Here is a 14,954-nt window from a genome sequence, read left to right on the forward strand (position 1 = left end):
CGTTTTTCGGTGAGAATAAAGATACATGAATGCAGTTCTATATTTATTTTTTATTAATAAAACCTAGTAGAAGTAATAGTAGGGCCTGTGATTATGTGGATAAGTGTAGTTTTAGCTACTCTCCGTAGTTATTCACATGTTAATAAGCTGTGTTTAACTAACATGCACTTATTCACAATACTCACAAACTAAAATTTCTATTAACCTTTTAAATTTTCAGTAATGGTTTGTACTTGTTTTTGTAATTGTGTATCTGTTTGCAGTAATCTTGAGATTTTTTCATGCGCATGAATAACAGTCGTATGGTCACGCCCACCGAATTCTTCTCCAATTTTAGGTAAAGAGTAATCCGTTAATTCTCTAGATAAATACATAGCAATTTGCCTAGGGAATGCAACAGATTTAGTTCTTTTCTTAGCCTTAAAATCGTCTAACTTTAAACTAAAATGTTGGCCAACCATTTTTTGAATATCAGCAATGGTTGTTATTTTTGGTTTCGAACTAGGAATTATATCTTTCAATGCTTCTGCAGCTAAATCAGCATTAATATCTTTATTAATAAGAGATGAATAAGCTACTACACGAATAAGTGCACCTTCTAGTTCACGAATATTGGAATCAATTTGATTTGCAATGTAAAGCATTACTTCGTTTGGAATATCTAAGCCTTCTGCTTTCGCTTTTTTACGAAGGATGGCGATTCTTGTCTCTAAATCAGGTGGAGTTATATCAGTAATTAAACCCCATTCAAATCGTGAACGAAGACGATCTTCAAGAGTAGGAATCTCTTTAGGAGGTCGATCGCTCGAAATAACGATTTGCTTACTTTCCTCATGTAACGTGTTAAACGTATGGAAAAATTCTTCTTGTGTTTGTTCTTTTCCAGCTAAAAACTGAATATCATCGATTAGTAGAACATCTACGCTTCGATATCGATTGCGGAAATCAACCGCTTTATTGTCTCGAATAGAATTAATAAATTCATTTGTAAATTTCTCAGACGATAAATAAACAACTTTTGCAGCGGGATTATGTTCAATTACGTAATGGCCAATCGCATGCATTAAGTGAGTTTTTCCAAGACCTACTCCTCCATAAATAAATAGAGGGTTGTAAGCTTTTGCTGGTGCCTCTGCTACTGCTAACGAAGCTGCATGTGCAAATCGGTTTCCAGAACCTATAACAAACGTATCAAACGTATATTTCGGATTGAGCATATTTTGTGGTAACTCAATTATTTCTTCATCTCTTTTCATCTTAACTAGAGGAGCATTTATATCCAGGTCTTCTTCTACTTGTGTATGAGGAATAATGAATTTGATTGTTAATTCCTCGCCTGTAAGTTCAAGGATGATCTCTCCGATAAGGATTGTATATCTTGATTCAAGCCAGTCCCTTGCGAATTCATTTGGCGCTGTAATAATAAGTGTGTCACCTTTAAGTGAATCAGCTTTTGTAGATTTTAACCAAGTATCAAAGCTAGGTTTGCTAACCTTTTTTTGAATTTCATCTAATGCTTTTGTCCATAAATCAGCAATGTTTTTCAAGCATTAAGCCCCCTTTCTACCGATAGTGCAAACGTGTACATGTATGTTTATGAAATTAATGTAAACAAACAGTAAAAAAGCGTTTATCTGTACAACTTTTGTATAACGACATGATGTTAGATAAACGACTGTTGTATATTTATTCATCCTTATACTGTGAATAACAATAATATAGAAGAAAACCAGTTTTCTACAAAATATTACAATTGTGGACAATGTTTCATGAACATGTGGAGAAGAACTATCCACATGTTATCCACAATCTGTGGGTAACTATTTTGACTGGACAAGTTATTCAGAGTGAAAACACAATAATAATATCAAATAAAACCTTATGTTGCAATGAGGTTTTTATATTATCCACATAATCAATTGTTTGTGGAGGAAAGTTTTCCACAATGAAGAATACTGTGAAAAGCTTGTCGATAACCGCTGTGGATTATTTTTTGTTACCGAAAAAGTTATTCACAGTTAAACAAAATAGGACAAATAAGGTGAAAAAATATTTTTTAGATTAAATTTATTGAGGTTTTAATAAGATCTCTCTGCACTAGAAGGTGAAGGTTTTTAGGAAAATTATTTTTTAGTAAAGTTTGTTGTTTTACAGATTAACTAATTTAGCAGTAGAACCAGGACTCCAAGAAAATTCATGCAAATTAGCTTTTTTAATGGCTTAGTTACATGTTGGTGTTGATTAAAATTACTCGCGCCCGCGGTAAGCTAAGCCTTTCACGGAAATCAACAGCGGTCTTTAACACAGTTTTTTTAAAAGCTCGGTTAAAAAATGTTATTTATAGATAGAAAAAGAAAAGAAAATTCTTCTAGTAAATCAAACATTGACATTTGCATAGGTTATTCTCTATAATTAGTTAGACTGTCTAATATGAATTTTTTTAAAAAGCAAAATCCTCAGGGAGGTGTCATATAATGAAAAGAACGTTTCAACCAAATAATCGTAAACGTAGTAAAGTTCACGGATTCCGCGCGCGTATGAGTTCACCAACAGGACGTAAAGTTCTTGCACGTCGTCGTCGCAAAGGAAGAAAAGTATTATCTGCATAAGGCCACTGACTGTCAGTGGTCCTTTTTTTTATTTTTTATGTACAAGCTTAAACAAGTACACGAACGTTGCTTTGTAATGGATATTTTTTTATTTATATAGAAAGAATGAACGTAGAAATCTTGGATCAGCTGTACAGGAGGACATTATTTTGAGGAAAGAAAAAAGAATTAAAGATAATAAAGAGTTCCAACAAGTATTTCAACACGGAAAATCGATGGCAAATAGACAATTTGTTATTTATATTTTAGAAAAGAAAGACCAAAATACATTTCGCATCGGTTTATCCGTTAGCAAAAAAGTAGGCAACGCCGTTACTAGAAATAGAATTAAGCGTTACGTCCGTCAAACTTTTCATGAGTTAGATGATAAAATTGCTAAACCTGTTGATTTTGTTGTTATTGCAAGACATCAAACAGCAACAATGTCAGTAGAGGAAGTAAAAAGTAGTCTAATGCATGTATTAAAAAAATTAAAAATGTTAAAAAGGTAGAATAACACCTTTTTATTTATTTAATGATAAAATGTTTATTGGAAACGCTATACATATTTAATTCTTAGACTAAAAATGGTAGGATGTATAAGGATATATTTTTATGATAGAGTTTCTATTAAGTTATATAAGGTAGTAGTTCCTTATGTTTTGTGTGAAAAAGGAGGAAGAATTTTGAATAAGCGTTTAGGGCTTTTGTTAGTGCTAGTTGGGATTTTATTATTCCTTACGGGATGTATGGAAATAAATGAGCCAATTACGAAAGAAAGTACTGGATTTTGGAATCAATACGTTGTTTATCCTTTATCATGGTTAATTATTTATTTTGCAAACATTACGAATGAAAATTACGGTATTTCTATTATCCTTGTAACAATATTAATTCGTTTTGCAATTTTACCATTAATGATAAAACAAACGAAAAATGCTAAAGCAATGCAAGCATTACAACCTGAAATGAAAGCTTTACGTGAAAAATATAGTTCGAAAGATCAAAAAACACAACAAAAATTACAACAAGAAACAATGGGGCTATTCCAAAAGCATGGAGTAAACCCATTAGCAGGATGTTTTCCGTTAATCGTTCAAATGCCGATTTTAATTGGATTTTTCCATGCGATTACGAGAACGAGGGAAATTGCTGGCCACAACTTTTTATGGTTTGAACTAGGTTCAGCTGATCCATTATTTATCTTACCTGTAGTTGCAGGTATTACTACTTGGATTCAACAAAAAATCATGATGATCGGAATGGACAACAACCCACAAATGGTTATGATGCTTTGGATTATGCCAATTATGATCGTTGTTTTCGCAGTAAACTTCCCAGCAGCGTTATCATTATATTGGGTAGTAGGTAACATCTTCATGATCGTGCAAACATATTTAATTAAAGGTCCAGAAATTAAAAGTGCACAAGTAGCAAAAAGTGCAGGAGGAGCTAAAAAGTGAGAGAAATAACTGCAACTGGTCAATCGGTAGAGGAAGCAGTACATTCCGCTTTAACTCAACTAAACACAACTAGAGACCGTGCAGAAATTACAATCGTTGAGGAAGGCAAAAAAGGACTGTTTGGGATTTTTGGAGCTAAGCCGGCAATTGTAAAAGTAACGTTAAAGCCACAACCAGAAGAAGAGGCTGTAAAGTTTTTACAATCTGTCCTAAACGAAATGAATATTCCGTCAGAACTTGAAACAAAAGTTAACGGAAGAAACATTACGGTTACACTTACTGGTGAAAAGATTGCATTAGCAATCGGAAAAAGAGGACAAACGTTAAATTCTCTTCAATATTTAACGCAAATTGTTGCAAATCGCTTTTCAAATCAATACATTTCCGTTGTTTTAGATGCGGAAGGCTATCGAGAAAAAAGAAGAGTGACGTTAGAGCAGCTTGCAAGTCGTCTTGCAGATAAAGCAATGAAGACAAGAAGAGAAGTTCATTTAGAACCGATGCCTTCATTCGAAAGAAAAGTCATTCATTCGATCTTGTCGGAATATAAAGAAATAGAAACATATTCGGTTGGAAAAGAACCGAACCGTGCATTAGTAATTTCGCCGAAAAAATAAACATCCATTTTACTGTCTTCCATACTGGAAGGCAGTTTTTTTGCGAGTAAAAACAGGAGAGAATATCGAAATTTGCTACAAAAATTCTAGTAGATGGATCTCGATTGATTTTATCTCTAAAAAAAAGCTAATACTAACCATTATCACTTTCTATATTTTTATTCTAGATTCGACATCTTGTTTATTGTGGATAGTATTGCTCTTCATTTAATCTTGTTATTCACATGTGGATAAGTTAAAATTGTAATATCGAAAAGTGCGGAAATTGGAGATGTGTGGATAAGTACGGAAAGTATGATTCTTTAAAAGAATGATAAATTGTGCTAACATAAAACGGTTATGGCTAAAAATAATCATTTATATGAGTGAGTTTCATAATGTACAATTACTAAACGAAAAACGAATATTAAACCTATTTTTTAATATAATTTACGTTTTATATCGAACGCTATTTAATTATAATAAACGGAACATTCGTTTTTCACTAAACGAACAGTGATTATGAAATTGATTCATATATAAAAGTTGGAGTTAAGTGAGGTGAAGGCGATGAATGAATTAGATACGATAGCTGCTATATCGACTCCGATGGGAGAGGGAGCCATTGCGATCGTGCGACTAAGTGGTTCAGAATCTATAAATATAATGGACAAGCTATTCCAAAAACCATCTGATAAGAGACTAGCAGATGTGGCTTCGCATACGATACATTACGGTCATATAATAGAGCCGAAAACAAACAATGTCATAGAGGAAGTAATGGTTTCGGTTATGAGAGGACCGAAAACTTTTACAAGAGAAGATGTTGTAGAGATAAATTGTCACGGTGGATTAGTATCGGTAAATAAAGTGTTGCAGTTAGTTTTAAGTCAAGGAGCTAGATTAGCGGAACCAGGTGAGTTTACGAAACGTGCATTCTTGAATGGGAGAATTGATCTATCTCAAGCAGAAGCGGTGATGGACTTAATACGGGCTAAAACAGACAGAGCGATGAATGTTGCGATTGGACAAATGGAAGGAAGACTATCGCGACTTGTTCAACGTCTAAGACAAGAAATATTAGAAACGTTAGCACATGTAGAAGTGAACATAGATTACCCAGAATATGATGATGTCGAGGAAATGACACATCATTTATTAATAGAAAAGGCAAGTTCCGTAAAAACAGAATTAGAAAAAGTGCTCCAAACTGCTGGGCAAGGCAAAATCTTAAGAGAAGGTTTAGCTACAGTTATTGTTGGTAGACCAAACGTTGGGAAATCTTCTCTATTAAACAGCTTAGTACAAGAAAATAAGGCTATTGTAACAGATATACCAGGAACTACTCGAGACGTCATCGAAGAATTTGTTAACGTTCGAGGAGTACCTTTAAAGTTAGTAGATACAGCTGGAATTCGTGAAACGGAAGACATAGTAGAACGAATCGGCGTCGAAAAATCTCGTGAAGTTTTAAAAAAGGCAGACTTATTATTATTAGTCTTAAATAATAATGATGAATTATCACTAGAAGATGAGCAGCTTTTTGAGGCTACTAGCGGTATGGACGTAATAGTCATCATTAATAAAACAGATTTACCTACTAAATTAGATTTTAATTTAGTTCAAAAGTTAGCTAAGTCACATCCAATCATTTCAACTTCTTTAAAAGAAGATAAAGGAATTGACGAGTTAGAACAGGCGATTGCCTCTATGTTTTTCGAAGGCGAAGTAGAAGCAAGCGATATGACATATGTTTCAAACTCTAGACATATTGCATTATTAAATCAGGCTCAACAAGCATTAGAAGAAGCGATAAATGGTATCGAAACAGGAGTTCCAATAGATATCGTACAAATCGATTTTACGCGTACGTGGGAAATTCTAGGGGAAATTATCGGTGATACCGTTCATGAAAGCTTAATTGATCAATTATTTTCTCAGTTCTGCTTAGGAAAATAAATGGATTTATTTTTAGAAATAAAAGGAGGGAACTATAATGGATTATCATGGAGGTTCCTATGATGTTATCGTCATTGGTGCAGGACATGCTGGTTGTGAAGCAGGATTAGCTGCAGCAAGACTTGGTGCGAAAACATTAATGATTACTATTAATTTAGATATGGTTGCTTTTATGCCATGTAACCCGTCCGTAGGTGGACCAGCGAAAGGGATTGTCGTTCGTGAGATCGATGCACTTGGCGGAGAAATGGGTAAAAATATCGATAAAACACACATTCAAATGAGAATGCTTAATACAGGTAAAGGTCCTGCTGTTCGTGCGTTAAGAGCACAAGCTGATAAGTTTTTATACCAACATGAAATGAAGAAAACAATGGAACAAGAGCCTAACTTAACCCTTCTACAAGGAATGGTTGAAAAACTGATTGTAGAAGATGGCGTTTGTAAAGGTGTTATTACGCAAACAGGTGCAACATATGAGGCGAAAACAGTTGTTATTACGACTGGAACGTTTTTACGCGGAAAAATAATACTAGGTGACTTACAATATTTAAGTGGACCAAACAACCAACAGCCGTCGATTAAACTTTCTGAGCACTTAGAAGAGTTAGGGTTTGATTTAGTAAGGTTTAAAACTGGTACACCTCCACGTGTAAATAGTGCTTCAATCGACTACAGCAAAACAGAAATACAACCAGGCGATGAAGTCCCAAGAGCGTTTTCTTATGAAACAACAGAATACATTACAGACCAACTTCCATGCTGGTTAACGTATACAAGTCCAGAAACACATCAAATTATTGATGATAATTTACATCGTTCCCCAATGTACTCGGGAATGATTAAAGGTACAGGGCCGAGATACTGTCCATCTATTGAAGATAAGATAGTCCGTTTTAATGATAAGCCACGTCATCAAATTTTCTTAGAACCTGAAGGGCGTAATACGCAAGAAGTATATGTTCAAGGGCTGTCTACAAGCCTTCCAGAAGACATTCAACGTAAGATGTTATCTTCTATACCAGGTTTAGAAAATGTACAAATGATGCGTGCCGGCTATGCGATTGAATATGATTCCATTGTCCCAACACAATTATGGCCAACTCTTGAGACGAAAAAAGTCCAAAACCTATATACGGCTGGACAGATTAACGGCACTTCTGGGTATGAAGAAGCAGCTGGTCAAGGTATTTTGGCAGGTATTAATGCGGGTCTACGTGCACTAGGTAAAGAAGACCTTATCATTAGCCGTTCAGAAGGCTATATTGGCGTCCTAGTGGATGACTTAGTAACAAAAGGTACAAATGAACCTTATCGTTTGTTAACATCACGTGCAGAGTATCGTCTACTATTACGTCACGATAACGCAGACTTGAGACTTACAGAAACTGGATATAAAATCGGATTAATTCCACAAGAGCGATATGAGCGTTTCTTAAAAAAGAAAGAAGCAATAGAAGTAGAAAAAGAACGTTTAGCCAAAATTATCATTAAACCATCATCTCAAGTACAACAGATTATTGTTGACGCAGGTGGTACTGAATTAAAAGATGGTATTCGTGCAAGTGATTTATTGAAGCGACCTGAAATGAACTACGAACATATTCGATCTATAGTACCAGCCGAAGTGGAAATCGATCATGATGTAGCTGAACAAGTGGAAATACAGATCAAGTATGAAGGTTATATTCAAAAATCACTCCAACAAGTGGATCGTCTGAAAAAAATGGAAGATAAAAAAATACCAGAAAATATTGATTATGATGCGATAAATAGTTTGGCAAACGAAGCACGCCAAAAGCTGAAAGAAGTTAGGCCACTATCTGTTGCACAAGCATCACGTATATCAGGTGTAAATCCAGCAGATGTATCTATTTTACTTGTATATTTAGAACAAGGAAAAATTGCCAAATTGCCGAGTGAGGCATAAGCCATGGAAAGAAAGGATTCTCCCATGAATAAAGAACGATTTTTACAACTACTAGAGGAGAAAGGGATTACCCTTACTCCTCTCCAAATAAATCAGTTTGACACATACTTCCGTTTATTAGTGGAGTGGAATGAGAAAATGAACTTGACTGCCATAACGGATGAAGAGGGTGTCTATTTAAAACATTTTTATGATTCCATCACAGCATCTTTTTATTTTGATCTAACAAAAGAACAATCTTTATGTGACGTAGGAGCAGGTGCAGGTTTCCCTAGCATCCCTTTAAAAATCTGCTTTCCACATTTGAAAGTAAGTATAGTTGACTCATTGAATAAGCGAATCACGTTCTTACAAACGCTTGTAAACGCATTAGAATTGAAAGATGTTTCCTTATATCATGATAGAGCGGAAACGTTTGGTAGAATTCCTGAACTAAGGGAATCGTTTGATCTCGTAACAGCTAGAGCCGTTGCAAGACTATCTGTTTTAAGTGAATTATGTATGCCTCTTGTAAAAGAAGGTGGGCATTTTGTACCGATGAAAGCAGCTTCTGTAAAAGAGGAAATGGTAAGCGCCAAAAAAGCGATACAAACATTAGGTGGCAAGGTGGAAGAAGTTCACAGTTTCCAATTACCATTAGAGGAAAGTGAACGAAATATTATCGTCATTAAAAAGACGAAACCGACGCCTAAAAAATATCCAAGAAAACCTGGTACACCAAATAAGATGCCATTAGAATAAAAAGACATCGAAATAAAGCAGGTTTGTAAAGGGTTAAAGCATAGTTCAAAAGGGCTTACCGATTGCTGCTATGCTTGCCTTCATGTAGTGTGCTGTGACCTCGTGCCGTATGCACTAGTTTAGTAGAGTAATAGGTTATACTTAAAATGTTACACGTGAAACATTTTCCCTACAAAAAGAAGGACTTTCCATGGAAAGAACGAATTACTTGTTAGGGATTTTATCCTTAAGGTGGTGGAACTATGAAAACTCCTTTCTCTCGCTTTTTCGGAATGGTTGAAAAAGAAAAAGAAGAACAGGAAATAGTAGAAGAAGTCAATCGAGATGAGATTAAACATTTAAATGTTACGCAAATTGTACCGAATCGTTACCAGCCTCGTACTGTATTCGTAGATAAAAAAATTGAGGAACTCTCTATAACTATACGCACTCACGGTATTATTCAGCCGATTGTTGTAAGACAATTCGCGGAAGATCAGTTTGAGATCATTGCAGGTGAGCGACGTTGGAGAGCAGTACAAAAACTCGGATGGGAGACAATCCCTGCCATTATAAAAGAGTTTAATGATGCGGAAACTGCATCGGTTGCATTAATTGAAAACTTACAGCGTGAAGAGTTATCTGCAATAGAAGAAGCAGTAGCATATGCAAAGCTTTTAGAGCTACATAACTTGACGCAAGAAGCATTAGCGCAAAGACTTGGTAAAGGCCAGTCAACAGTAGCAAATAAGTTACGCTTATTGAAATTACCTGATGAAGTTCAAGATGCATTAATGCAAAAAAAGATTACAGAACGACATGCAAGAGCACTTATTCCGTTAAAAGATCCACAAAAACAAGTATCCTTATTAAATGAAACCATCGAAAAACAATGGAATGTAAAACAAACGGAAGATAAAGTTGTTGCTATATTAGAAGAGCAAACAACAAAGACAAAAGTGAAACCAAAGCGCAAAGCATTTAGTAGAGATACAAGAATTGCAATGAATACGATTCGCCAATCTTTATCTATGGTTAATGATAGTGGAATTAAATTAGACTCTCAAGAAGAGGAATTTGAAGATTACTTTCAATTCACAATTAAAATTCCCAAAAAATAATTTACTATATTCAAATCCCTTCCATTGATAAGGGATTTTTCTTTTGGTGCAATATAATATTTTTGGAGAATAATAATTTCCTACTCCTAAAGTATTATTTTTATTACTTTTATTTTACAAACTTGTTTCAATTTTTAAAAAGCCAACATATATGTAGTAAATTTAAATAAAAACAAGTTAACTTTCTGTTAATTCATGATAAAATAAGTTAGAAACTAGTAAATTTAATATTTCATGATGTTTTATAAAGGTAGGTGACAGCATGGGCAGAATTATTGCAATTGCAAACCAAAAAGGTGGCGTAGGAAAAACGACGACTTCTGTTAACTTAGGAGCGTGTTTAGCTTATATTGGTAAAAAAGTACTTTTAGTAGATGTTGATCCACAAGGTAACGCATCTAGCGGAGTAGGAGTAGACAAGGCAGAGGTAAATCAGTGCATTTATGATATTTTAGTAGAAGACGTGCCAGCTAAAGATGTCATAATTCCTACAAAAGTAGAAAACCTAATGATCATACCAGCGACTATTCAATTGGCAGGAGCAGAGATAGAATTAGTTCCTACTATATCCAGAGAAGTTCGACTTAAGAGAGCTCTTGACAGTGTAAAAGATCAGTATGACTATGTAATTATTGATTGCCCACCTTCTTTAGGGCTATTAACGATAAATGCATTAACTGCTTCCGATGCAGTCGTTATTCCAGTTCAATGTGAATATTACGCATTAGAAGGCTTAAGTCAGTTATTAAATACAGTTCGACTTGTTCAAAAACATTTAAATACAGATTTAATGATAGACGGAGTATTGCTAACGATGTTAGATGCTAGAACAAACTTAGGAATCCAAGTCATTGATGAAGTGAAAAAATACTTTCAAGATAAAGTATACGGTACAATCATTCCTCGTAACGTACGACTAAGTGAAGCTCCAAGCCATGGGGAACCAATCATTATTTATGATCCAAAATCACGTGGTGCAGAAGTTTATCTAGACTTAGCGAAGGAAGTGATTACACATGGCTAAAGGGTTAGGGAAAGGAATTAATGCTCTCTTTCCTTCTATTGAAGCTTCCAAAGAGGAAATAGTACAAGAAATATCAGTGAAAGAAGTCAGACCAAATCCTTATCAGCCACGTAAAACGTTTGATAAGGAAGCAATAGAGGAATTGAAAACTTCCATTGAAGAACACGGTATTTTACAGCCAATTATTGTACGAAAAAGTATAAAAGGTTTTGAAATTGTAGCAGGGGAGAGAAGATTTCGTGCTGCAAAAGAAGCGCAATTAACGAAAGTTCCAGTTGTCGTTAGAGAAATGACGGAACAACAAATGATGGAATTAGCATTACTTGAAAACTTGCAACGTGAAGACTTAACGCCAATTGAAGAGGCAACAGCCTATCAAACGTTAATGGCGAAACTAAACATTACACAAGAACAATTGGCTAATCGATTAGGAAAAAGCAGACCGCACATTGCCAACCATGTACGTTTACTAAGCTTACCACCATTCGTACAAGAGTTAATGCTTGAAGGAGAACTTTCCATGGGGCACGGCAGAGCACTACTCGGCGTAAAGAAGAAAGAAAAAATAAAACCGCTCGTCGATAAAATCCTAAAAGAACATCTAAATGTCCGCCAACTAGAGTTGTTAATTCAACAAATAAATGAAAATGTTTCACGTGAAACAAAACAAAAACAACCGAAAGATGTATTCATTGCAAGACATGAAACATCTTTACGAGAGCGTTTTGGTACGTCTGTACATATAAAACGTACAAAGAAAAAAGGAAAAATAGAAATTGAGTTTTTCTCTGACGAAGATTTACAACGCCTTTTAGAATTATTAGACCAAAAAGACGAAACCATCTAACTAGGTGGTTTTTTTCTTATATAGGAATGGGGTAGTTTTGTGTTATTAGGAACAATTGTAAATGGTATTTGTATTATTGTTGGTACATTGATTGGCTTAGGTCTAACTAGAATACCAGACAAAACGAAAGAAACCGTAATGAAGGTTATAGGGCTAGTAGTTATTGTTTTAGGACTGCAAATGGCATTCAAAGGACAAGAGTTTTTAATCGTTATTTTTAGTTTAGTAATAGGTGCAGTTATAGGAGAATGGCTAGATTTAGAGGAAAAACTAAATCAAGTAGGTAGGTGGCTTGAATCTAAGGTCGGAAAAAGTAATTCAGGAAGCATCTCTAAAGGATTCGTAACTGCTACATTAATATTTGTTATCGGTGCAATGGCGGTAGTAGGGGCTTTAGATAGTGGATTAAGAGGAAATCACGATGTGTTATTTACCAAATCTATTATTGATGGATTTACAAGTATCGTTTTAACGACGACGCTTGGAATAGGTGTTATGTTTTCAGCAATCCCCGTAGTATTATATCAAGGTTCTATTGTGTTATTTGCTACAGTTATCGATCGATTTGTACCAGAAGAGTTACTACAACTATTTATTTTAGATATGACAGCAACCGGTGGAGTAATGATTTTAGCGATTGGGACAAACCTTTTAGGTATAACATCAGTAAGAGTAGCTAATTTACTACCAGGTCTACTAGTAGTAGCAGTACTTGTAACGAGTATGTACTTTCTATCGATTTAATTATATCAATATAACAAATTCAAAAAGACTGTTCTCTAACTATTGTATAGAAACAGTCTTTTTTCTTATTCACCTTGTAGAAAATTAGAGTTATTTTTATCTATTTCAGCTTGTGCTAACATTATTCTTCTTGTTAAAAGCAAATCAAGTCGCTTTAACGACTCTGCAATTGTTTTTGCCATTCTCATAACAAGACTTAATCTTGTATTTTGTAAAACAAAAAACTCCATAAATCCACTAACATTTACAATACCAGTAATATGAAAATCTCCTACAGGAGGTAAATCCTTCTTCACACCTGCTCCAGGCATGACAGGCCCCTCTGCAACGGTTAAGAAGCCTACGCTCTTTAACCTCCCTAAACATGCGTCGATTGCAATAATAGTAGGGTTAGGGTGCAGTTTATATATTTCTTGTAATTTTTCTTTTAAATTAACCGCATGAATAGGATCATCTAGTGTCCCATACACATGTAAGGTAGAGAGTTTCATTTCGGATAATTTAGTTCCTACTAAAGGGCCGAGTGAGTCTCCTGTTGAACGATCCGTACCGATACATACTATAACATATGGTTGTATGCTCTCACTTGTAAGTAGTAACTCATAAACGGTATTTGTTACTTCTTGTAAAGCATTAGAATCATCATGCGCAATGCGTGCATTACCTCCTTTCTTTTCAAAGAAATTTGATTTTAGATTCATAGTTTCCACTCCTTGTTAATAGTAGTAACAGTATACGGTTGTTTTTAAAAAACTATACGTGCAATTCATACTTTTCTATTTATCCACTATTTGTAAAAAAATAAATAGTTGGTAAGTATTGTAGAATAATTCCCCTTGAAAATATTTTGCAATAATAATGAATTAGTAGATTAGGTAGGAGGGAAAAATGTGTGGAGTAACGGGCTTAGGTGGATGTTTTTAATTTTAGGCACAGTTATCGGTGCGGGTTACGCTTCTGGTAGGGAATTATGGCAATTTTTTGGTGCAGAAAGCGGACTAGCTATCTTCATTTTTACTATTCTTTTTATTGTATGCTGTTACGTTATTATGAGGATTAGTATGGATCAACAGTCAGAGCATTTTTCACCGGTACTAGTTAAGTTGGTGGGATCGAAGCTTTCTAAAGTATACGAAATTATTATTTTACTTTATTTATTTACGACAACCATTGTCATGTTGGCAGGTGGTGGAGCGGCATTACAAGTATTCTTCATTCCTTATTGGGCAGGAATTATAATTATTAGTTCATTATTAATACTTTTATTTGTCTACGGTGTAAATGGTATGATTACTGTAAATACTTGGGTTATACCCATTATTGTTTTAGTACTCGGAGGAATACTAATTCATGCTACTGATATGAGTGTCATAACGGCAAGTAGTTTGTTAGAAAAACAAAACAACTGGCCGAGTGCTTTTACGTTTACTGCGCTAAATATTTTACCGTTAGTAGCTGTGTTATCCGCTATTGGTAATAAGGTTGCAAGTAAAAATGAAATTATCATTGCGAGCCTTGGAAGTGGACTAGTATTAGGAATCATATCTTTTGTGTATAATGAGACATTATTATCTGTTGCTACAAAAATAGAATTCTTCGAAATACCTTTATTTGCTATCATTCAGAGTTATCCTTATTATATGTTGTTCTTTATGACGTTGTTACTTTGGGTAGCGATATACACGACGGCAGCATCAGGTTTATTAGGCTTAACGACAAGGTTGCGTTCTATATTCAACCTTCCGTTATGGGTTGTATGTGCCATTATGCTTGCGATTATGATACCTTTTACAACCTTTGGGTTCTCTCTCCTTGTGTCGGTACTTTACCCGCTATTTGGGTTAATTAATCTATATTTATTAGTGGCAATTCTTTTATATCCAATTGCTAATAAGTATAATTGGTCATAATGTAAAATGATTTTCATCTAAACTGGTATAAATAATTCCAATATGAGAAGCA

Annotated in this window: 14 protein-coding genes; 12 read left to right on the plus strand and 2 right to left on the minus strand. The window is 34.7% G+C overall.

Going from position 1 to position 14,954, the window contains the following annotated elements:
• Positions 1–200: 200 nt before the first annotated feature.
• Positions 201–1,547 (minus strand): chromosomal replication initiator protein DnaA, encoded by a 1,347-nt coding sequence (gene dnaA, locus CDZ89_RS00520; protein ID WP_096156164.1) that lies wholly within the window; start codon positions 1,545–1,547, stop codon positions 201–203.
• A gap of 927 nt (positions 1,548–2,474) precedes the next feature.
• Between dnaA and rpmH the strand changes: the two genes are divergently transcribed.
• The 11 genes from rpmH to CDZ89_RS00575 all read left to right on the plus strand — a co-directional run bounded on the left by rpmH (position 2,475) and on the right by CDZ89_RS00575 (position 12,992).
• Complete coding sequence (gene rpmH / locus CDZ89_RS00525; protein ID WP_096156165.1) at positions 2,475–2,609, plus strand: 50S ribosomal protein L34; 135 nt, start codon at positions 2,475–2,477, stop codon at positions 2,607–2,609.
• A gap of 149 nt (positions 2,610–2,758) precedes the next feature.
• Entirely contained in the window at positions 2,759–3,100 is a 342-nt protein-coding gene (rnpA, locus tag CDZ89_RS00530) for a ribonuclease P protein component (RefSeq protein WP_096156167.1), read from the plus strand.
• Between the two features lie 171 nt (positions 3,101–3,271).
• Positions 3,272–4,051 (plus strand): YidC family membrane integrase SpoIIIJ, encoded by a 780-nt coding sequence (spoIIIJ, locus tag CDZ89_RS00535; RefSeq protein WP_227521562.1) that lies wholly within the window; start codon positions 3,272–3,274, stop codon positions 4,049–4,051.
• Entirely contained in the window at positions 4,048–4,668 is a 621-nt protein-coding gene (gene jag / locus CDZ89_RS00540) for an RNA-binding cell elongation regulator Jag/EloR (RefSeq protein ID WP_096156171.1), read from the plus strand. The genes spoIIIJ and jag overlap by 4 nt, the downstream gene beginning before the upstream one ends.
• Before the next feature lie 549 nt (positions 4,669–5,217).
• Positions 5,218–6,606, plus strand: coding sequence for a tRNA uridine-5-carboxymethylaminomethyl(34) synthesis GTPase MnmE (gene mnmE, locus CDZ89_RS00545; RefSeq protein WP_096156173.1), 1,389 nt, complete (start codon positions 5,218–5,220; stop codon positions 6,604–6,606).
• Positions 6,607–6,643: 37 nt separating this feature from the next.
• Positions 6,644–8,536 (plus strand): tRNA uridine-5-carboxymethylaminomethyl(34) synthesis enzyme MnmG, encoded by a 1,893-nt coding sequence (gene mnmG, locus CDZ89_RS00550; RefSeq protein WP_096156174.1) that lies wholly within the window; start codon positions 6,644–6,646, stop codon positions 8,534–8,536.
• 24 nt (positions 8,537–8,560) lie between these two features.
• Positions 8,561–9,277, plus strand: a complete 717-nt coding sequence (rsmG, locus tag CDZ89_RS00555; protein WP_100334231.1) for a 16S rRNA (guanine(527)-N(7))-methyltransferase RsmG — start codon at positions 8,561–8,563, stop codon at positions 9,275–9,277.
• Between the two features lie 242 nt (positions 9,278–9,519).
• Entirely contained in the window at positions 9,520–10,377 is an 858-nt protein-coding gene (gene noc / locus CDZ89_RS00560; protein WP_096156175.1) for a nucleoid occlusion protein, read from the plus strand.
• Between the two features lie 262 nt (positions 10,378–10,639).
• Complete coding sequence (locus CDZ89_RS00565; protein WP_096156176.1) at positions 10,640–11,401, plus strand: ParA family protein; 762 nt, start codon at positions 10,640–10,642, stop codon at positions 11,399–11,401.
• Positions 11,394–12,248, plus strand: coding sequence for a ParB/RepB/Spo0J family partition protein (locus CDZ89_RS00570; RefSeq protein ID WP_096156177.1), 855 nt, complete (start codon positions 11,394–11,396; stop codon positions 12,246–12,248). Before CDZ89_RS00565 ends, CDZ89_RS00570 begins: the two co-directional genes overlap by 8 nt.
• A 39-nt stretch (positions 12,249–12,287) precedes the next feature.
• Positions 12,288–12,992, plus strand: a complete 705-nt coding sequence (locus CDZ89_RS00575) for a DUF554 domain-containing protein (protein WP_096156178.1) — start codon at positions 12,288–12,290, stop codon at positions 12,990–12,992.
• 65 nt (positions 12,993–13,057) lie between these two features.
• Here the strand turns inward: CDZ89_RS00575 and yyaC are convergent, their stop codons facing one another.
• Positions 13,058–13,693 (minus strand): spore protease YyaC, encoded by a 636-nt coding sequence (yyaC, locus tag CDZ89_RS00580; protein WP_096156179.1) that lies wholly within the window; start codon positions 13,691–13,693, stop codon positions 13,058–13,060.
• Positions 13,694–13,882: 189 nt separating this feature from the next.
• Here yyaC and CDZ89_RS00585 point away from each other — a divergent pair, with 189 nt between their 5' ends.
• Positions 13,883–14,902, plus strand: coding sequence for a YkvI family membrane protein (locus CDZ89_RS00585; protein ID WP_096156180.1), 1,020 nt, complete (start codon positions 13,883–13,885; stop codon positions 14,900–14,902).
• The last annotated feature ends 52 nt before the right edge of the window (positions 14,903–14,954 follow it).

The organism is Bacillus alkalisoli (assembly GCF_002797415.1).
GTDB lineage: Bacteria > Bacillota > Bacilli > Bacillales > Bacillaceae_I > Bacillus_CD > Bacillus_CD alkalisoli.